Below are 19,562 nucleotides of genomic sequence, written 5' to 3'. Positions count from 1 at the left end.
AAAACCTTAATTATGATTGTTGCAGGGAAAGTTGTCCAGTAATAGATTTTTTTTATGACAGTTTGCTCGGTTATCAGCACCGAGCAAACTCTGTAAATTAGAACTGGATTACCAGGTTACTATATTCTGAGTAATATCAAGGCTGCATGATTCTGAAACCTGGCCACTATTGCAAATTACCGCGCCAGTGATGTCGTCCACTTTTAAAACGCCTCCCTGCCAAAGGCAGCAACCCTGGATTTTCTGCAGATCCATAATCGCATGACGAGTACAATAACAGGCGGAATAGTAGCCGTTGTTACATACGAAGCGTCCAGCCGATGAGTCGCAATATGAAATACCGCCCATATTGCCACAGCACTGATCACAGCAAGTTGGACAGGCTGTGGAAGTGTTTCCTAAACAGCGTCCGGCATGTGCCAGAGACAGACTGAATAACAGAAATGTAAACAGGACGAGACGCGAAACATTATACATGAGTAGTTCCCTCAGAGCTGATTAAGTCAGCATATCAAATTGCGGGTTTGAAAAGAAGTTCTTTGAACTCAATCGTTTATTCCGTTGATTCCTCGGTGATCAGCAAATCAACCGATTCAATGCGCTGGAAACGCTGGGTGATTTTTCTCGCTGAAGTAGAGACTTCGTCGACATCCTGATGCGCCTGATCGATATGCTTCGACAATTTATCCATCCTTTTTTCAAAGCGCTGGAAGTCATCCGCCAGAGCATGTAAATGTTTTTGAATGATATGAACCTGTTTGCGAGTGGCGTCATCTTTAAGTACCGCCTTCGCCGTAGTCAAAACAGCCATCAGTGTAGAAGGGGAAACCAGCCACACTTTGAGTCGTTGTGATAAGGCAACCACCTCCGGGTAATTGGCATGAATTTCAGCGAAAATAGCTTCAGCCGGTATAAACATCATCGCACCATCACTGGTTTCACCTGCAATAATATACTTTTCCGCAATATCTTTAATATGTTTGCTGACATCCTGACGAAATTGCTGCTGTAGTATTTTTTTATCTGTCAATGAGCAGCTGCTGTTAATCAGTTTTTGATAGGTTTCCAGCGGAAATTTGGCATCGATGACCACTTGTCCAGTAGGTTCGGGGAGAAAAAGTATACAATCAGCACGTTTTTGATTACTTAAGGTGTATTGCATTTGATAGTGGGTGGAGGGAAGCATATTGGCGATCAGGGCATTTAACTGGACTTCACCAAAGGCGCCTCTTGAGCGTTTATCCTGCAGTACATCCTGAAGGCTGACGACATGAGTGGAAAGCTCGGTTATTTTTTTCTGTGCTTCATCGATAATAGTCAGGCGCCTGACCACATCCGTAAAGGTGCTGGAGGTTTTTTCAAAGCCTTCGGCCAGCTTATGATTGACTTGTTGAGTAAGTTGTTGCAGGTGATTGCGAATTTCCTCTGTCAAAGAGTGTAGATGAGAGGTGAGCCCATTAGCGTGCTGTTTAAAACTGAAGTTGATTTGCTCTCTGATATCCGTCATTTGCTGTTGTATATTTTTAGTAATCAGCTCCTGACCGCTTAACTGGTTTTGGATGATGAGTTCATAAAGGCGTTGCTGGCTGTTTGAAGCATTTTCACTGATCACCATTTCCAACTGATGAATCTGCTCTATAAACAGCTCTCTTAACTCAGTCATTTCCAAAGAGGCGCTTCTCTGTAATTTTCCCCGTTGTGCAATCAGCAGAATGAGAAACAGCAACTGCAGCAGGTTGGTATAAACCAACCCCTGCAGCGAAAAAAGATAGGATAAATCAGGCATTAAATAAATTTTAAGAAATGAGAATAGGGTTATTGTACTCAAAAACTGACTTGATTTGACCATAGTCAATCAATTGAATAGCGGTTAAATAAAAAGGTCCGCTATAACGGCTGGCTAAATCAGGAGAAAAACTAATAGTTAAGCTTGTTTTTCCAGCGTCCAGCCAGTTTGCAGATTGTGCTGTTTCCACTGGAATCTTATGGCCTTGTTTATCTGTGGCCAACAAGACTGCCTGCAAGGCATAACGGCTTGACATGGCTACATTTAATCTGGCGCTATATTCAAAAACCTGTTTGCCGGATGGCTTTATCTCAAGCAGGGCCGCTGAGGGCAGTGAATAGGAGAATGCTGTGTGAGCCTGGTACTTAAGCTCCTGACTACCTAAAAGAATGCATTCCTCGGCTTCCACATACCAATTTTCACCCAGAGAATTGCTCTCTTCTGTTAACCTGGTTTTTCCCTGGTAAACCCCTTCACTGATTTCTTTAAGGGTAAGGGGATATTGCGTACCGCCAGGGCTAAACAGGGTTGCTTCAATCCGATCCGCGTTGTAGTCAGTTGTACGAATGGTGGCAATCAGCATGTCTCCATAGCGATAGCTGCTTTTATCGGTGCCTACACTGAAATAGGCACTGGAGCCTATATCGTTCACATGAATAATGAATTCATCCGCAGGGGAATTATTTCCTGATGCGGCTGTCAGCAAAAACATGCCGCTGCCCAGTGAGGGGCTGAGTTGCATCACCACTCCATTCCTGGGAAAAGGGGTATCGATAAGGGCCTCATCTTTCGCCATCAGCTCAGCCGCCTCTTTCAATGTGTATTGAAGCTTGTCTTTTTGAATCAATAACTGCGGCATTTCAGGAAGAGCGGAGGATTTTTTTTGAACAGGGTTTATTCTAAGAATCGCACCGGCTGCCTTTGTTGGCAGCTGGATCCCTTGCTGCAACTGCGCAAAACTCACCTTGATGTGGTAAGACTTTGTCTGCTGTTCGCGCAGAGGGCTTGTTTTTTTCAGCAGGCGGCTATCGGTAAATGGCCAGTGAGTGCTAAGCGCTGCACGAGGCAATGAGGCGCAATTCTCACAGGGATAAGTGTGAACGGCCTGTTCTGGAAATGTAGCTGCTATAGCCTGTGAGGCGCCAAGCGCCAGAAGAATACTGTATTTTGCTCTCATGGCTATACTCCTTGTTGCGCCAGATCGGTAATGAGAATTTGTTCCAGACCGAAACAACTGTGTCTGCTTTGGCTATGACTTAAAGGCGTCTTATCGATTGTTTTCTCTGTATCAAAAAACCAAAGGGTTCCGGCAATGACCTGTGAGCTGCAATTAAGAAAACCATCGGAGCATCGTTCCAGGTATAGTTTCGTTAGCTTTAAACCGGTGCTAAGCAAATAGCCATTGCAATAGCTTGCGCTGGAAAAAGGAGATGCGGTGACATCTGTACCTACAACCACTCGGAACGGTACGGGCAGGTTGCTTCGGCCGGCACTTCCCAGGAGAAGTTCATTATTAAACAGGGCCATATCACCGACACGCTGTTGTTTAACGGAATTATTTCGATAGCCAAGCAGCCATCCCACTGATTCTGTAAAAATATTTCCGCTGATCACTTCATCAGCAAGCGGAGTTCCGCCGCTTGAAGGGGCAAGTGCGACGACCCGGCGAATGATTTTACCTAATTTGAAGAATCGCTCGTCATAGGTAGGGTGCGACAAGATCCAGCGCATGACGTTTGCACCATTGGAATGAGTATATACTACCAGCTTGTCAATATTCTTATTCGTTACAAAATCCAGAATCTGATCGGCTGTGCAGCCAGAGGCTTCTTCTTCCCACATGTATTTACTGTAGTCACAGGCTATAACCAGAGCATTGCCAGGTTTAGGCAGACTTTGGCTCATCTGGCTGATAAAATCCTTTTTCCAGTAACCGCCATCAGCGTCATCACGGTGATCATTGGTACCATGAATAAAAATAATACCCAGATTGTCTGCGGCCGTTGAAGAATATGTTATCGTTGAAACAATAATCAAAAAAAGACTAAGTATTAAGCGGGAAAAGTCCATTTCTTTTAAGTCCTGTTTAAAAGTCTAGCAGTATCTATATCACAGGTTATGAGAGAACGACAAGCGGGTCTTTAAAAAAATAAAATCCTGCCGGCTATAATAATCCCGCGGTTTTGATTATGATTAATCACAAAATTATTGCATTATCCAGGGTTAGAAATGAGTCTCGAAGCAGTCAGAAAAAGACTTGAGTCATTGCGTGAAACAATCAGATTGTATGATTATCAGTATTACGTCCTGGATAATCCCAGCGTTCCTGATGCTGAATACGATCGCTGTTTTCGAGATTTGCAGGCTCTTGAAAGAGAATACCCGGAACTAATGACGGTGGACTCTCCCACACAAAGAGTCTCAGGAAGTGCTGCGCATGTCTTTGAGCCAGTGAGACACCGCCAGCCCATGTTATCACTTTCCAATGTGTTCAGTCCTGAAGAGCTGCAGGCTTTTATCAAGCGGGTGGCGGATAGACTCGACTCTGCTGACAGCGAGTTATTATTTAGCTGCGAGCCCAAGCTGGATGGTCTGGCGGTTAGTCTTACTTATGAAAACGGCATCCTGGTAACGGCTGCTACGCGTGGGGATGGAAGCGTTGGGGAAAATATTACTGCTAACATTAAAACAATTGCCGCGGTTCCTTTAAAACTGATGCTTGACACTCCACCTTCCTTAATCGAGATTCGTGGCGAAGTGTATATGCCAAAAGCCGGATTTGAAGCCTTAAACCAGCGGGCAATCGAGCGCGGTGAGAAAACCTATGTGAATCCCCGCAATGCGGCTGCGGGAAGCTTAAGACAGCTTAACCCGCAGATAACGGCTACCCGTCCTTTGGCTATTTTTTGCTATGGTGTTGGGGCTCGTGAAGGTGTTGAGCTGCCTGACAGTCATTTTCAGCAATTGCAATGGCTTCGTCAGTGGGGATTTCGGGTGTTTGCCGACAATCGTCAGGTTCGCGGGTTAAGCGGGTGTCTCGATTACTACCATGAAATGCAAAAAAGGCGAGACAGTCTGCCTTTTGAAATCGATGGGGTAGTCTATAAGCTGGATAGTATTGCCTTACAGAATGAGCTGGGTTTTGTAGCACGTGCACCGCGCTTTGCCTGTGCGCATAAATACCCTGCAAGTGAAGAAATGACAGAAATATATGCTGTTGATTTTCAGGTTGGCCGTACCGGTGCTTTAACTCCTGTCGCGCGTCTGAAACCTGTTTTTGTAGGCGGAGTCACGGTCAGCAATGCGACCTTGCATAATATGGATGAAATCAGACGCAAGGGGATCTTGATTGGCGATACTGTGGTGGTACGCCGGGCTGGTGATGTGATTCCTGAAGTAGTAAGTGTGGTGCTTGAAAAAAGGCCTGAGACAGCCAGGGAAATCACCTTGCCTTCTACCTGTCCGGTTTGTGATGCGGAGGTCGTGCACGAAGAGGGTGAGGCTGTGGCACGCTGTATGGGAGGATTATTCTGTCAGGCTCAGTTGAAAGGAATGATTTGGCATTTTGCCTCACGCCGGGCCATGTCCATTGATGGATTGGGTGATGTATTAATTGAACAGTTAGTGAATCAGCAGTTAGTAAAGGATGTTGCGGATCTTTATGCTGTAACTCTGGATCAACTGATGGCCTTGCCGCGTATGGGCAGGAAATCGGCCGAAAATTTATTGAATGCAATAGAACAGAGTAAGAAAACAACCTTCAAACGCTTTTTATATGCTTTGGGGATCCGTGAAGTTGGAGAGGTCAGCGCAGGCGTTTTAGCTGATCATTTTAAGGATTTGGTCGAACTGAAAAACGCGAGTATCGAGCAGTTGATGGAGCTGAAGGACATTGGGCCTGTCGCTTCGCATTATATTGTTCATTTTTTCTCCCAGGATCATAATTGTGAGGTCATTAATAAACTGGTGCTTTATGGAGTTCACTGGCCGCAGGTAGAAAAAAAACAAATCGACACAACAAACCCTTTTTATAATAAAACACTGGTACTAACGGGCACTTTGAACACGATGGGCAGGGATGTGGCGAAAGCCAGGTTAGAGGCGCTCGGTGCGAAGGTAACCGGCAGTGTTTCAAGTAAAACTGATTTTCTAATTGCGGGTACCGAGGCTGGGTCCAAGTTAGAAAAAGCCAGTAAGTTAAAAGTAATGATTTTAGATGAAGAACAGTTTCTTCAAATGCTTGATCAGTAAGTCAGGATGTCATTTTGAAACTAACAGGGAATATTCAATTACGAGTTGCAGTGCTGCTGCTAGCCAGCAACTCGAGCTATGGTCTGGTTTTAAATGATCCTTATCCTGAAAGCGATTCTGGAAAAAAAATCTACTATTCCTCATTTAATGAGCAACCCAAAACACTGGATCCGGCTCGTTCATATTCCAGTAATGAATATGTTTTTATCATGCAAATTTATGAGCCCTTATTGCAATATGACTATTATAAGCGGCCTTATGAACTGGAACCTTTAATTGCGGCGAGCATGCCGCAGGTGACTTATCTCGACAAATCACTGCAGCCTCTGCCTGATTCTCTTTCAGAAAACGTGGCATTCAGTCTTTACAGAATTGATATCAAACCTGGAATTCTGTATCAACCTCACCCGGCATTTGCTATGGATAATGAGGGGAAATATCGCTATTTACCTCTTCCGGATAACTATCTCGAAGACAATGATATTAATCAGCTGGCTGATTTTAAATATACCGGAACCCGGGAACTGGTCGCTGATGATTTTATTTATCAAATCAAACGCCTGGCTGATCCGGATGTCAGTTCACCAATCAGAGAATTAATGAGCGAACACATCGTTGGTTTCAGAGAGTTTGCCAATCAGTTGCCTCCACTAAGAACGCATCATTTTGTGGATCTGAGACAATACCCCCTAAGTGGTGTCAAAAAGTTAAACGATTACAGTTTTGAAATTCTGGTGAAAGGTTCCTATTCACAGTTTCTTTTTTGGCTGGCAATGCCTTTTTTTGCACCAGTTCCCTGGGAAGTCGACCAGTTTTATTCACAACCTGATATGGATGATAAAAATTTAAGCTTTGACTGGTATCCCGTTGGAACGGGGCCTTTTATGCTGAGTGAAAATAATCCTAACCGAAAAATGATTCTGTTGAAAAATCCCAATTACCGTCAGGATTTTTATCCGGATTCTACAGATCCGGAGGATGTGAAAAAAGGATATACCATCAATGCGGGGAAACGACTGCCCCTGATTGATGAGGCTTATTTTACTTTGGAAAAAGAGTCGATCCCGCGCTGGAATAAATTTTTGCAGGGCTATTATGATGCCTCTGCGATTAGTAATGAGAATTTCGATCAGACTATCCGTCTGGATACAAAAGGCGAGCCCCATTTGAGTGGCGAAATGAAAGCACGAAATTTACAGTTGCAACAAACAACCGATCCTTCAATTTATTATCTAGGCTTCAATATGCTTGATCCAGTGGTCGGAGGAAACAGTAAGCGTGCCCGGAAACTTCGTCAGGCGATTTCTATCGCTGTGAATTATGATGAGTTTATTACTATTTTTTTTAATGGCAGAGGCCAGTCTGCCCAGGGTCCGATACCGCCAGGCATATTTGGCTACAAAGAGGGCAAGGCTGGAATAAATCCTATTGTGTATCGCTGGGACGCTGCTGATAATAAAATGCTGCGCCGAGATATTAATGAAGCACGGAAACTTATGGCAGAAGCAGGTTATCCCAGGGGGCGCGACCCTTCAACCGGCAAAGCCCTGATATTGCATTACGACAGCGCTGTAACGGGCGGCCCTGATGACAAGGCGCAATTGGATTGGATGAGAAAACAATTTGCCCGAATTGGCATTGATTTGAATATCCGGGCCACCCAATACAATCGGTTTCAGGAAAAAATGCGGGCGGGCAATACGCAAATTTTTTATTGGGGATGGAATGCGGATTATCCAGACCCGGAAAACTTTCTTTTTCAGCTTTATGGCATCAACGGGAAAGTTCGCTATGGCGGCGAGAATGCCGCCAATTACAATAATCCTCTCTATGACCGATTGTTTGATCAAATGAAAAATCGTGCAAATGATCCAAAACGTCAGGAACTAATTGACAAAATGCTGGCCATAGTTCGGGAAGATGCTCCCTGGGTGTGGGGTGTAAATACGGAAAGCCTTATTCTGGCGCAGCAGTGGGCTAATCTGGCAAAGCCCAATACGATTAGCCTCGGGCATTTAAAGTATGCCAGTATTGATGTCGTGCTGCGTGAAAAATTGAGAAGCCTTTGGAATCAGCCGGTGTTATGGCCTGTCGCTCTGATAGTACTTATCCTGTGTCTTTTGATCTTACCCTTGCTGTTTGCCTATCACCGTAAGGAAAAAAGTCCTGCCAAGAGATTGCATTCATGTTAATTTATCTCGTAAAAAGAATAGCTTATGCATTGCCCATACTTTTTGGAATCAATTTAATCACCTTTGCACTTTTTTTTATGATTAATTCACCAGACGATATGGCGCGTATGCAGTTAGGACAGAAGCATGTCAAGCCGGAGGCGATTGTACATTGGAAAGCAAAGCATGGTTACGATCTGCCTTTATTTTACAATGACCAGGCCCCTGGGATGCAGAAACTGAGTCAAACCCTTTTTTTTCAGAAATCACTGAAGCTTTTTGCTTTTGATTTTGGTATGTCGGACGCTGGCCGTGATATCAGTTTTGATATTTCGCATCGAATGTGGCCGAGTCTTGCGATTGCAGTACCGATTCTTTTATTCAGTATGTTGGTGAATATTATTTTTGCAATGGCGATGGCTTTTTTTCGTTCGACTTATCTCGATATCAGCGGTGCGGTTTTCTGTATTATTTTAATGTCAATATCCAGCCTGTTTTATATTATTGGCGGGCAATATTTATTTGGTAAAGTGCTGAAACTGGTACCCATCTCAGGTTATGACGGCGGCTTTGAAAGTATTAAATTCATTATACTGCCTGTGGTGGTGGCTGTAATTAGTGGAATAGGTTCGGGAGCACGCTGGTATCGAACGCTGTTTCTCGAAGAAATGAATCGTGACTATGTCAAAACTGCACGGGCCAAAGGGGTTTCTGAAACTGGCATTTTATTCAGGCATGTGCTGTGGAATGCTATGCTGCCTATTCTGACCGGAGTGGTGGTACTGATTCCTTCCCTGTTTATGGGAAGTCTGGTTCTTGAGTCTTTTTTTGGTGTGCCAGGGCTTGGAAGCTATATTATAGATGCGATTCAACAGCAGGATTTTGCGATTGTGAGGGCAATGGTTTTTCTCGGATCAGTTTTATATATTCTTGGTTTAATTTTAACGGATATTTCCTATACCTGGGCAGATCCGCGAGTAAGGTTGGGTTAATCAATGCTTTGGACGGATATTTTTTTTCTTGGTATGCTGGTTTTTGTTTTTGCCGGCCTCATGTTCAGTTTAAGGAAGGAGCCAGCACGAGTGGTGCTGTTGAAGCTTTTTCAGCGGCCCATCGCCATCGCTTCAGGGATTATTCTCATATTTTTTTTAAGCATAGCCATTCTTGATTCCTTCCATATTGAAGTTTCAGAGGGTAAAGACACTGCTGCTCTTGAATCTAAAACCTTGCTCGATGCCATGCTAGCCCCTTTGGATGAGGTGTATGAAAATACTTATTCTGCGCCAATGGCCTTAAGGCTTTATACCACCGAAACAGCTATCCTGGGCGGCAAAATTCAGCAAATTTATCCTCGTCTTTCCTATCCACCCGCGATGATTCAAACCAGTCAGGATAAAAACAGCTTAATCCTTCACACCTTTTTTAAAGCGGGGATGTATGGAATATTATGGACAGCGGGATTGGTATTAGTGTTTATCTTAATCGCTTATTTATCAGGCCATAGGCATTTCAAATATTCCCCGCAGCTTGCAGTTGCTCTGGGAACTGTTTTTATCTGTATTTTTCTTGGCATTCTGGCGTTTCAGCTCTCCCGTTACTTCCACGTATTTGGCACTGGAAAAATTGGGCAGGATATTTTCTATTACACCGTAAAAAGTATTCGCACCGGTCTTGTTATTGGAACCTTAACGACATTATTCATGCTTCCTTTAGGAATTATTCTAGGCATTGCAGCAGGTTATTTTGGCGGGGTTGTCGATGATATTATTCAGTATATTTATACTGTTTTAAGCTCCATTCCCGGGGTACTTCTTATCACGGCTTCTGTATTATCGATGCAAACTTATATTGCCAATCATCCTCAGCAATTTCCAACGCTTGAAAAAAGTGCTGATGCGAGGTTATTTGCTTTATGCCTTATTCTCGGAATTACCAGCTGGACCAGCTTGTGTCGTTTACTGCGTGCAGAAGCTTTGAAGTTTCGTGAGATCGACTTTGTATTAGCCGCTAAAGTAATGGGAACCCGAACTTCAAGAATTATCTGGAAACATTTATTGCCTAATATGATGCCGATTGTGCTCATTTCACTGGTTCTCGATTTCAGTTTTCTGGTGCTGGCTGAAGCAGTGCTTTCCTATGTGGGGGTAGGGGTATCCCCAATGACCATCAGCTGGGGAAATATGATTAACGGAGCCAGGCTCGAGCTGGCCAGAGAGCCGCTGGTATGGTGGCCTATCATGGCTGCATTTCTGTTTATGTTTATACTGGTACTGGCGAGTAATCTCTTTGCCGATGCGGTACGAGATGCCCTGGATCCTCATCAGGCCTGATAGTGTTATTTAACTTAAAGAAAGATCCTCTCTTCCTCAGGGAGAGAGTTAGAGAGAGGGGTTTAAAATCAACCCTCACCCTAGCCCTCTCCCAGCTTGGGAGAGGGGATTTTGTCATAACTAAAACAGGTTCTCACTTTCTTCCGATGATGAAGAGGAAGAGCTGCCGGCAGTTACAGGCGCCCCTTCTTCTGTTGGCACATCCTGTTCCCTGAAATATTCCACTATCGCGTTGCTTTGATTTTCATTGGCCAGAAGACCCGTTTTGGGATCAATGCGAACTGCGACCACATTTTCAGGTTTGGTCAGGCTTTGTTCTGCCACGTTTTTGAGGGCTGTCTTCATGAATTCAATCCACATGGGCAGTGCAACGGTTGCGCCATATTCGTGAAGCGATTGAGGCGTATCATAGCCAACCCAGGCTGTCGCAACCAGATTGGGAGTAAATCCGGCAAACCAGGCGTCGACCTGATCATTGGTGGTTCCTGTTTTACCAGCCAGGTCTTGTCGATTCAAAACGCGAGCGGCACGAGCAGTTCCCTGCTGAACAACGTCTTTTAATGCAGTATTCATTAGAAAGGCGATATCGGCTGGGATAACCCGTGGTGCGAAAGAGTCTGAGTCCGACCTGGCTTGCGCACAATTGTCGCAGACCACGGCAGGCTTTGCGCGAAGCAGAATATTCCCGTCTTCATCGCTGATATGATCAATCAGATAAGGTTCCACACGATAGCCGCCATTGGCAAACACTGCATAGGCTGCGGTGAGCTCAAGAGGACTGACTGACAAACTTCCCAAGGCCAGAGACAATGCGCGGGGAAGCTGCTGCTTGCGAAAGCCGAAACGGGATACAAAATCAATCGTATAATCAAAGCCCAAATCATCCAGTACACGAATGGAAACCAGATTGCGAGAACGAATCAGGGCTTCTTTTAAGCGCATGGGGCCGTTAAACGTCTGGTTGTCATTATGGGGACGCCACAAGGTAGGCTGACTGGGATCATCAACAACAATCGGCGAGTCATTGACAAGAGTCGCCAGCGTATAATCTTTATTGAGTGCTGCGGCATAGACAAAAGGTTTGAAACTTGAGCCAGGTTGTCTGCTGGATTGCGTTACCCGGTTAAACTTGCTTTTCTCAAAATTAAAGCCGCCAACCAGGGCTTCGATAGCGCCATTTTGCGGATTCAATGCAATAAGCGCTGCTTCGGCCTGCGGTACCTGGTTTAACATCCAGTCGTTTTCTTTCTGGTTGACATAGACAATATCACCAATTTTAAAAACCTGATGCGCGTTCTGAGGTGCTTTACCCATCCATCCTTTTCTTAGCGCGGGCCTGGCCCAGGACATTCCTTCCCATTTGATAGTAATGCTATTGCCATCACGCATTAGCGCGGTTGCTTCTTTATCTTTAAGGCTTAAAATAACCACAGGCTGGAGATCGTTCACCGTGGGATAAGAAGCCAGCAATTTACGGGCGGCAGCAGGGGACTGATCATTAACCGGGCCCACATTGGCTACGGCACCTCGATAGCCATGTCGATGATCATAGGCCATCAGTTGACTAAATACGGCCTGATTAGCTGCGAGCTGCAGGTTACTATTGATTGTGGTATAAACTTTATAGCCTTTGGTATAGGCGTTTTCACCATAATGATCATAAAGTGATTGGCGAATCATTTCTGCAACATAGGGAGCGCTTACTTCAATATTGGGTCCATGATATTTGGCAGTTATTGGTTGCTGGATAGCTTCGTTATATTGTTCCTGAGTAATGTACTTTTCTTCGAGTAATCGTTCCAGCACGTGGTCGCGTCGTTTTTTGGCAGCAGCCGGATTGATGATAGGATTCTGTGTGGAGGGGGCCTGTGGTAAACCGGCGATAGTTGCCAATTCGGCCAGGTTCAAGTCTTTCAGCTGCTTTCCATAATACACTTTAGCCGCGGCTCCCACGCCGTAAGCGCGATTCCCCAGATAGATTTTATTCAGATACAGCTCAAGAATTTTTTCCTTGCTTAACTCACGATCAATTTTAATAGCCAGCAGGATCTCATTGAATTTTCTTAAAAAAGTCTTTTTGCGGCTCAAGAAAAAATTACGTGCTACCTGCATGGTAATCGTACTTCCGCCCTGTGATTTGCTGCCTGTCTGGATCATATTTACCATGGCGCGGCCAAGCCCCATGACATCGACTCCGGGATGTTCAAAAAAGCGCTGGTCCTCAGTTGCCAATAGTGCAAAGACTAAGGTTTTGGGAATCTCGTCATAAGTCAGTGGAATGCGTCGCTTCTCCCCGTATTCCTGGATTAGCTTGCCATCCTGCGTATAAACGCGCAGGGGCACCTGAAGGTGGACAGTTTTTAATGAATCCACATTCGGCAGCTGACTTTCCAGATAAAGATAGAGGAAACTGACTCCAACGACACCAACAAAGAAAAGGCTTAAAAGCGCCCAGAGCCCTTTACGCCAAAAGTAAATCATTTTTTTCATGTTGTGTGGAGCTTTAGAAATTGAAATGCGATGATTATAACGCGATTTTGCGCTTTATTGCGAATAATAAAGCGCAAAGAGAAGGTATTTGCTGTTTAATCGACCAGTGAGCCGTTAAAACCACCTAATTGCAATCCGGGAAACTCATCGCTGTCTTTTGCGGTCTTGGATTTCTTATCTTCCTCCGGTTTTGGATTCATATTTCGCATGAGGATATGGCGATTTGTTCCGTATAATTGAGCGGTTAATGAAAAAGGAGCGCCGAAGGCCCGTACTGCGGAAAGCTCAGTCTGAAGTTTTTCACAGGCGTCATCTTTATTCCTGCTGCTTTGCTCCAGGGCTGCAATTCTTTTCTGCATAAGGGCCAGTTGTTGTTCCTTTTCTGCCAATTGCTGATCTTTCGCTTCTAGTTGTTTGTCTTTCGCTGCCAGTTCAAGACCCTTAGCAGCAATTATTTTTTCTTTTTCCGCGTTCTCTTGTCTTAATTCTCTATTTTCGGCAACCAGATTTTCCTGCGCTTTTTGAGATTCCTCCAGGCGCTGCCTGGCCAATTCTTCGGTCTTTTTCAACTCCTCAATCGCTATATCTTTTTCACGAATAAGCCCCTCAACCTGCGTACGCAGCTTTTTCTCTTCTTCACTGGCTTGCTGGGTTTCTGCAAGTTTTTTCTCAAGATCTTTTATTTGAAGATCAAGAACATGGATAAGGGACGGGGCAAAGCAGATTTCCGCTTCTTCCCTACATCGTTCTTTGGGAAGTTTATCTTTAAGAATTAGCTGGAGAATGAACTTTTCCGGGTCGCAGAACAAGTCACCTGTATAACAATAATACCCGAAGCGACGAAGCAAACCAGGCATTTTGATTATTTGCTCATTATAGCTTATCTCGATTGTTGATGTTTGTGATGTTTTAAGAAGAGTGATTACATTCCATAAAAAGTCCTCAAAATCATTTTGAGCTTTCAGGACCTCTTCTTTAGTCAGGCTGGGTTTCAGAACAAACTTTCTAGTGGATTCATCAATCACATGCAGTGAATGCAAACTCGAAATAATATATAACACGTAGTTATAAAGGGTTTCTCTTTCGCTGTAACTCGCCTTCATAGCGGTTGCAACCAACGCTCCCAATCGTTTTGACTTGCCCTCAATGGAGTCGCGATTATAAGCCTCCATGTTAAAAGAAACATTTTGTCCAGCGCAGTATTCTACGACAAGAGTTTCTAAGGCACCGATGACGTTTGTTAATTTCATTACAACTCCTTGTACTGTATCTGAAAACTGTTAGCAGATTATTCACTATATTTTAAGCGAACTAAGAGTGCAAGGGTTGAACAAGTGGTTAGCAAAAAATAAATACGGACAGTTTTAGGGCGATTAGGCAAGTTTTATCATTCTCTGACGAGCAAATGGAAAATAAGATGAGCGATTATCAATCGAATAGAGTCAGGATTGGCAGTATTAAAGAAAAAGTTCCTTTTTTTAGATGCTTACGTTAGGATATACAGGGAAACAACCTCAAGATCCGCATAGTTTACACGTTAGCTTTCATTGCATGGTGCACCTGAAGGGAGATTATACGCGTGCTTAAATTGTTTAAACCAAGACGTCAGTCCTTGCTTGGAATTGATATCAGCTCGACTTCGATCAAGATTATAGAGATTTCAGGATCAGGTCAGCAGCACTGCGTAAATGGCTATGCTTCTCAATTATTACCCCTTAATGCGGTTGAAGGGAATACAGTTAAAGATATAGATGCAATTGCCTATTCTATTAAGCAGATGATCTCCTCGGAAAATCTGACTAGTAAAAATGCTGTACTCGCAGTTCCTGACTCAGCGGTTATTAGCAAGACCATTCAAATTAATGAAGGTTTAAACGATTCGGAAATGGAAGAGTTCATCACCATGGAAGCTGAGAAATATATTCCATACCCTGTTAATGAAGTCAATCTTGATTTTGAAGTGATAGGGCCTGCTGCAAAAAATGCGTCTCTTCTCGATGTGCTAATCGTTGCGTCCAGAAGCGAAAATGTAAATAGTCGTGTAGAGGCTGTAAAAAGGGCAGGGTTAGAGGTTCTGGTGGTCGATGTTGAGTCTTTTGCTGTAGAGCGAACTGCCCAACTGGTTAGCCGCGCCTTGCCAGCCCAGGGGAAGGATAAAGTGATCGCTATCATCGACATAGGAGCGCTGTATTCCCACTTTTTCGTACTTCACGGAATGAAGATGATTTTTACCCGTGAAGAGGAGTTTGGTGGAAAACAGCTTATTGACGCAACTTCCATGCATTATGGAGTCTCTTTTCATGAGGCGATGAAAATGAACTCAAATGGCAGTATGCCGGCCGATTATATGGAACATATTTTAAATCCATTCCGAGAAATGCTGCAGGTACAGATTAAACGGGCGTTACAATTTTTCTTCTCAACCAGCCATTACGGATTTATCGATCATATTCTTCTTGCCGGGGGCGTTGCAAAATTGACTGGCCTGGCGGAAAAGCTGGAGGAAAGCACCGGAATTCCCGTTTCAATTGCCAATCCGTTTGACCAGATTGATATTGCTAAAACGGTCAATCGCGATCAACTAATTGCAGAAGCTCCCTCCCTGATAGTGGCCTGCGGATTAGCCTTGAGGGAGGTTTATTAGGCAATGACGACTATTAATCTTTTACCATGGCGTGAAATCAAGCGGGAGCGTGAAAAAAAAGAATTCACTATGCTATTGCTTATGGCTCTTATTTTAGGAAGTGCCATTGCTTTCGCCATGTATTATTATGCCTCTGACCTGGTTAGCGGCCAAAAGCATCGAAATCAGCTGTTGCAGGACGAAATAAGCACGTTCAACGGACAGATCGCGGAAATCAAACAGTTAAAGGATTTAAGGGCACGTTTAATTTCAAGAATGACCGTCGTGCAGAATCTGCAGGCCACTCGCAGCTTAACGGTTCATTTATTGGATGAGCTTATTAAAATACTCCCAGATGGTGTATACCTTACTCAAATGAAGCGCGAGGGTAACCGCATAACCTTGCTCGGTTATTCTGAATCCAATAGCAATGTATCCATACTGATGCGCAATATAGAGCAAAATCCCTGGATTCAAAATCCTGAATTAACAGAGATCAAAAAAAGCAAAGATGCCCTGGATCCTAATGATACCAATGCACCGGCTCCAGAAACCGGGGAAAATGAATTCAAATTAAGCTTCATACTTAAACCCAAAAACAGTGCATTACTGACATTATGAATACTATAAACTTAAGTGATCTGACGCTCGAAAATGCTGGACAGTGGCCCTTGGCGGTTAAATATATGGCTGCCCTCGTATTGGCACTTTTAGTCATTGGTCTCGGTTATTGGATGATTATCAAATCCTATTTTGAAGAATATGATAACTTAAAATCCGCAGAGGCCGGTTTAAAAACTGAATTTGAGCAAAAACAAAAACAAGCCGCAAACTTACAGGCTTATCGCCAGCAAATGCAGACCATGTCTGAACGATTTGGAAAAATGCTAAAACAATTACCGGCACAAAATGAAATGCCTGGTCTTCTCGAGGATATTTCCAAAACCGGTACTAGCAGCGGCTTAACCTTTCAATTGTTCGCCCCGGCTCCCGAGGTGATTCATGATTTTTATATCGAAGTTCCGATTAATATTATAGTTATTGGAAATTACCATCAGCTAGCTGTTTTTTTGAGTCGTGTGGCGCAGATGGGGCGCATTGTGACTTTACATGATTTTGAAATCAACACGGTGAAAGAGGATAAGCAAAAAGCAGCCTCCGGTGAATTACTGGAAATGAAATTAACCGCAAAAATTTATCGATACAAATCATGACAGCATTCAATTTCAGATATTTAATAGTGATTCTGACTGGCTGTTTATTGTCAGGCTGCGATACCTCAGCAGATCTTGAACTTTCTCGCTATATCAATGAAGTCAAATCGCGCAAGGCACAACCCATCGAGCCGATTCCAACGATTAAGCCTCTTGCCAAGTTTATCTATCCCGAAAACGAAAGCCGCCGCAGTCCGTTTAAGCCTAAAACCGTCAAGCAATTTCAGGATAAACTCGCTCCCAATACCAAAAGACCCAAACAGCCATTGGAGGAGTATCCCCTGGATTCCTTAAAATTTGTTGGAATTCTTAAACAGGATAATATGATATGGGGATTAATCAGCAAACCCAGCGGTGAAATAGTCAGAGTAAGACCAGGCGATTATATGGGGCAAAACTACGGTAAGATAATCCAGATTACGAATAATGCGCTAAAACTGGAAGAGTCAGTTCAAATTGACGGAAAATGGGAAAAAAAAGTGACTAGCTTTGATCTAAGTGCAAAAGAACAATAGGAGTTGATGTTGCGTAAACTAATTTTAATCGCCTTATTTATGTTGCTGGCGCTAGGTAAGGGAATAGCTGAAACTAACACGATGACAGGTATTAAGGTAATTCCTTTACCAGATGAGCGAGTTCGGGTGGATTTTTGCTTTGCAAGCCCATTAAACAACTTGCCCGCCAGCTTCATTACTCAAAAGCCCCCGCGTCTGGTTCTGGATTTTATTCAGACAAAAATGGTGATTAATGAGAAGGATAAAGCAAGAAAAATAGAAATAGGTTCACTAACGAACTATAATATAGTGGCAGTAGGCGATCGAGTCAGAGCTATCCTTGATCTTACGGACTCTATTTCCTATTCAGGTCAAATAGCAGGAAATACCTATTCCCTGACATTAAGTGGAAAAAGTCATCAGATATTTCAGCAGCGCAGAGAAATTTTTGTAAGCAATCGACCTGTTAATGCTCGTCACGGCATCACCAATCTTGATTTTCGCGGAACAGGCGCAGAAGGCGGCCGCGTGGTTATTGATGTAACTGATGCCAGTATACCCATTGATGTAACCCAGACTGGAAAGGAGGTTGTGGTTAACTTCATGAGTACCCAAATTCCCCAGCGTTTAATAAAACGCTTTGATGTGGCTGATTTCCAGAGCCCTGCACAACTCTTAAACCTTCAGCAGGACGGGAAGGATGCGCGCCTGACTATTATCAGTAAAGGGGATTATGGTCACTATGCCTATCAGGTTAACAAACAATTTATTGTCGAAATCTATCCTTTGAGTGCGGAAGAGGCAAAACAGGCCAAACTTAAGAAAATGGTCTTTACAGGTAAACGGATTTCGCTGAATTTTCAGAATATCCAGATTCGAGCGGTTTTACAGTTATTGGCAGAGTTCACCGGTATTAATATCGTAGTGAGTGACCAGGTGCAGGGAAGTATTACTTTACGATTAAACGATATCCCCTGGGATCAGGCGCTGGATATTATACTTAAAACCAATGCTCTCGATAAACGAAAAACCGGAAATGTGCTACTAATCGATAAAGCGTCAAACCTGCTGGAGCAGGAAAAAAATGCGCTTAAGGCTCAGCAGGCTGTTACCAATCTGGCTCCCTTGCGCTCTCAACTGATCCAAATCAATTATGCCAAGGCGGCGGATATTGCTGTACTGCTCAAGGATAAAAATAATTCTCTACTGTCTAAACGGGGTACACTAAGCGTTGACGCTCGTACGAATACGATATGGATTCAGGATACTGGCGCCCAGATTGAAGAAATCAGAGAGTTGGTAAAGCAACTTGATATTCCAGTTAAGCAGGTTCTCATCGAGGCAAGAATTGTTAATGTGACCAAGGATTTTGCCCGCGATCTGGGTATTCGCTTCGGTATCTCCCGTCCTACGCATCTTAGCGGAACATTGAGTGGTGCGAATCAGCTGGCGCAAAACGTCGCGCCAGCAGATGTAGTACCGCTTTCAGATCGTCTTAACGTGGATCTGGCGGCAACGCCTGTTTCTGCATCGCCTGCCTCTGTGGGTATCGCCCTGGCCAAACTCGGAGATGGTATCCTGCTGGATTTGGAGTTGTCGGCACTGGAAAGCGAAGGGAGGGGTGAAGTGATTTCAAGCCCGCGGCTGATAACCACCAATCAGCAATCAGCGGTAATTGAATCGGGTGAGGAAATTCCTTATCAGGAGGCGACTTCAAGCGGTGCGACTGCGGTGGCGTTTAAAAAAGCGGTCTTAAGTTTAAAGGTGACTCCGCAGATTACACCTGATAACAAAATTATGATGGACTTGCAGATTAATCAGGATACCCCTTCGCCGCAAACTTTTAACGGCGTTCCTGCTATTCTGACCAAAGAAATCCAAACCAACGTCCTGGTTAACAATGGACAGACCATTGTTTTGGGGGGAATTTATAAACAAGATAAAAACAACTCGATTAATCGAGTGCCATTTCTTGGAAACCTGCCCGTAGTTGGCGTATTATTCAGAAATCAGTCCACAGAAATTAAAAATGAGGAGTTGCTCATTTTCATTACTCCTAGGATAATAACCAATACGCTTTCAATTACCACTGTTGAAGGTAAAGGGGTTGAACTGAATAAATTCGGAAGGCCTGCTCCCTGGAAATAGGGAAACAGGCATCTCGTTAAACAACAGGACTAAGTTCCTGTTCAGATGAAGAGGT

The 19,562-nt window shown here is 43.9% G+C and carries 15 protein-coding genes; 9 read left to right on the top strand and 6 right to left on the bottom strand.

What is annotated here, in order from left to right; translation table 11 throughout:
• Window positions 1-108 precede the first annotated feature (108 nt).
• The 4 genes from B1207_RS01315 to B1207_RS01300 all read right to left on the bottom strand — a co-directional run bounded on the left by B1207_RS01315 (window position 109) and on the right by B1207_RS01300 (window position 3,856).
• Window positions 109-477, bottom strand: coding sequence for a hypothetical protein (locus B1207_RS01315; RefSeq protein ID WP_058507343.1), 369 nt, complete (start codon window positions 475-477; stop codon window positions 109-111).
• Between the two features lie 76 nt (window positions 478-553).
• Window positions 554-1,786 (bottom strand): DNA recombination protein RmuC, encoded by a 1,233-nt coding sequence (locus B1207_RS01310; protein WP_112218332.1) that lies wholly within the window; start codon window positions 1,784-1,786, stop codon window positions 554-556.
• A gap of 10 nt (window positions 1,787-1,796) precedes the next feature.
• Window positions 1,797-2,963 carry a DUF4785 domain-containing protein gene (locus B1207_RS01305; protein ID WP_112218192.1) on the bottom strand — a complete coding sequence of 389 codons (1,167 nt, stop codon included), beginning with the start codon at window positions 2,961-2,963 and terminating at the stop codon, window positions 1,797-1,799.
• A 2-nt stretch (window positions 2,964-2,965) separates the two neighbouring features.
• Window positions 2,966-3,856 (bottom strand): hypothetical protein, encoded by an 891-nt coding sequence (locus B1207_RS01300; RefSeq protein WP_112218191.1) that lies wholly within the window; start codon window positions 3,854-3,856, stop codon window positions 2,966-2,968.
• Between the two features lie 159 nt (window positions 3,857-4,015).
• On the opposite strand from B1207_RS01300, the gene ligA reads away from it, so the two are divergent.
• Genes ligA through B1207_RS01280 form a run of 4 tightly spaced genes read left to right on the top strand, consistent with a single transcriptional unit; the run spans window position 4,016 to window position 10,538 of the window.
• The gene (gene ligA / locus B1207_RS01295) at window positions 4,016-6,037 is read left to right on the top strand and encodes an NAD-dependent DNA ligase LigA (RefSeq protein WP_112218190.1); all 2,022 of its coding nucleotides are present in this window, start codon (window positions 4,016-4,018) and stop codon (window positions 6,035-6,037) included.
• Window positions 6,038-6,069: 32 nt separating this feature from the next.
• Window positions 6,070-8,229 carry an ABC transporter substrate-binding protein gene (locus B1207_RS01290; protein ID WP_112218331.1) on the top strand — a complete coding sequence of 720 codons (2,160 nt, stop codon included), beginning with the start codon at window positions 6,070-6,072 and terminating at the stop codon, window positions 8,227-8,229.
• Window positions 8,223-9,200, top strand: coding sequence for an ABC transporter permease (locus tag B1207_RS01285; RefSeq protein ID WP_112218189.1), 978 nt, complete (start codon window positions 8,223-8,225; stop codon window positions 9,198-9,200). The genes B1207_RS01290 and B1207_RS01285 overlap by 7 nt, the downstream gene beginning before the upstream one ends.
• A gap of 3 nt (window positions 9,201-9,203) precedes the next feature.
• Window positions 9,204-10,538, top strand: coding sequence for an ABC transporter permease (locus B1207_RS01280; RefSeq protein WP_112218188.1), 1,335 nt, complete (start codon window positions 9,204-9,206; stop codon window positions 10,536-10,538).
• A gap of 120 nt (window positions 10,539-10,658) precedes the next feature.
• On the opposite strand, the gene B1207_RS01275 is transcribed toward B1207_RS01280, so the two are convergent.
• On the bottom strand, window positions 10,659-13,028 hold the full coding sequence (locus B1207_RS01275; protein ID WP_112218187.1) for a penicillin-binding protein 1A: 2,370 nt from the start codon (window positions 13,026-13,028) through the stop codon (window positions 10,659-10,661).
• A 95-nt stretch (window positions 13,029-13,123) separates the two neighbouring features.
• Window positions 13,124-14,278, bottom strand: coding sequence for a hypothetical protein (locus B1207_RS01270; RefSeq protein ID WP_112218186.1), 1,155 nt, complete (start codon window positions 14,276-14,278; stop codon window positions 13,124-13,126).
• Between the two features lie 329 nt (window positions 14,279-14,607).
• Here B1207_RS01270 and pilM point away from each other — a divergent pair, with 329 nt between their 5' ends.
• The 5 genes from pilM to B1207_RS01245 are packed head-to-tail and all read left to right on the top strand — an operon-like array spanning window position 14,608 to window position 19,507.
• Window positions 14,608-15,672, top strand: a complete 1,065-nt coding sequence (pilM, locus tag B1207_RS01265) for a type IV pilus assembly protein PilM (protein ID WP_112218185.1) — start codon at window positions 14,608-14,610, stop codon at window positions 15,670-15,672.
• 3 nt (window positions 15,673-15,675) lie between these two features.
• Window positions 15,676-16,272: a PilN domain-containing protein gene (locus tag B1207_RS01260; protein WP_112218184.1), complete on the top strand. Its 597-nt coding sequence runs from the start codon at window positions 15,676-15,678 to the stop codon at window positions 16,270-16,272.
• A complete protein-coding gene (locus B1207_RS01255; RefSeq protein WP_112218183.1) occupies window positions 16,269-16,865 on the top strand; it encodes a type 4a pilus biogenesis protein PilO in 597 nt (198 codons plus the stop codon). Before B1207_RS01260 ends, B1207_RS01255 begins: the two co-directional genes overlap by 4 nt.
• Window positions 16,862-17,380 carry a pilus assembly protein PilP gene (locus B1207_RS01250; protein WP_112218182.1) on the top strand — a complete coding sequence of 173 codons (519 nt, stop codon included), beginning with the start codon at window positions 16,862-16,864 and terminating at the stop codon, window positions 17,378-17,380. The genes B1207_RS01255 and B1207_RS01250 overlap by 4 nt, the downstream gene beginning before the upstream one ends.
• A gap of 39 nt (window positions 17,381-17,419) precedes the next feature.
• Window positions 17,420-19,507 carry a type IV pilus secretin PilQ gene (locus B1207_RS01245; protein WP_437178493.1) on the top strand — a complete coding sequence of 696 codons (2,088 nt, stop codon included), beginning with the start codon at window positions 17,420-17,422 and terminating at the stop codon, window positions 19,505-19,507.
• The last annotated feature ends 55 nt before the right edge of the window (window positions 19,508-19,562 follow it).

It is taken from the genome of Legionella quinlivanii (assembly GCF_003265995.1).
GTDB lineage: Bacteria > Pseudomonadota > Gammaproteobacteria > Legionellales > Legionellaceae > Legionella_C > Legionella_C quinlivanii_A.
Note: the sequence above shows the minus strand (reverse complement) of the source record. Positions and strands in the feature narration are given on the sequence as shown.

Coding starts and splice junctions, on each gene's coding strand:
- B1207_RS01245 (WP_437178493.1), top strand. CDS start 17,420: ATGTTGCTGGCGCTAGGTAAGGGAATAGCTGAAACTAACACGATGACA.
- B1207_RS01270 (WP_112218186.1), bottom strand. CDS start 14,278: ATGAAATTAACAAACGTCATCGGTGCCTTAGAAACTCTTGTCGTAGAA.
- B1207_RS01280 (WP_112218188.1), top strand. CDS start 9,204: ATGCTTTGGACGGATATTTTTTTTCTTGGTATGCTGGTTTTTGTTTTT.
- B1207_RS01285 (WP_112218189.1), top strand. CDS start 8,223: ATGTTAATTTATCTCGTAAAAAGAATAGCTTATGCATTGCCCATACTT.
- B1207_RS01310 (WP_112218332.1), bottom strand. CDS start 1,786: ATGCCTGATTTATCCTATCTTTTTTCGCTGCAGGGGTTGGTTTATACC.
- B1207_RS01255 (WP_112218183.1), top strand. CDS start 16,269: ATGAATACTATAAACTTAAGTGATCTGACGCTCGAAAATGCTGGACAG.
- B1207_RS01260 (WP_112218184.1), top strand. CDS start 15,676: ATGACGACTATTAATCTTTTACCATGGCGTGAAATCAAGCGGGAGCGT.
- B1207_RS01315 (WP_058507343.1), bottom strand. CDS start 477: ATGTATAATGTTTCGCGTCTCGTCCTGTTTACATTTCTGTTATTCAGT.
- B1207_RS01250 (WP_112218182.1), top strand. CDS start 16,862: ATGACAGCATTCAATTTCAGATATTTAATAGTGATTCTGACTGGCTGT.
- B1207_RS01300 (WP_112218191.1), bottom strand. CDS start 3,856: ATGGACTTTTCCCGCTTAATACTTAGTCTTTTTTTGATTATTGTTTCA.
- ligA (WP_112218190.1), top strand. CDS start 4,016: ATGAGTCTCGAAGCAGTCAGAAAAAGACTTGAGTCATTGCGTGAAACA.
- B1207_RS01275 (WP_112218187.1), bottom strand. CDS start 13,028: ATGAAAAAAATGATTTACTTTTGGCGTAAAGGGCTCTGGGCGCTTTTA.
- B1207_RS01305 (WP_112218192.1), bottom strand. CDS start 2,963: ATGAGAGCAAAATACAGTATTCTTCTGGCGCTTGGCGCCTCACAGGCT.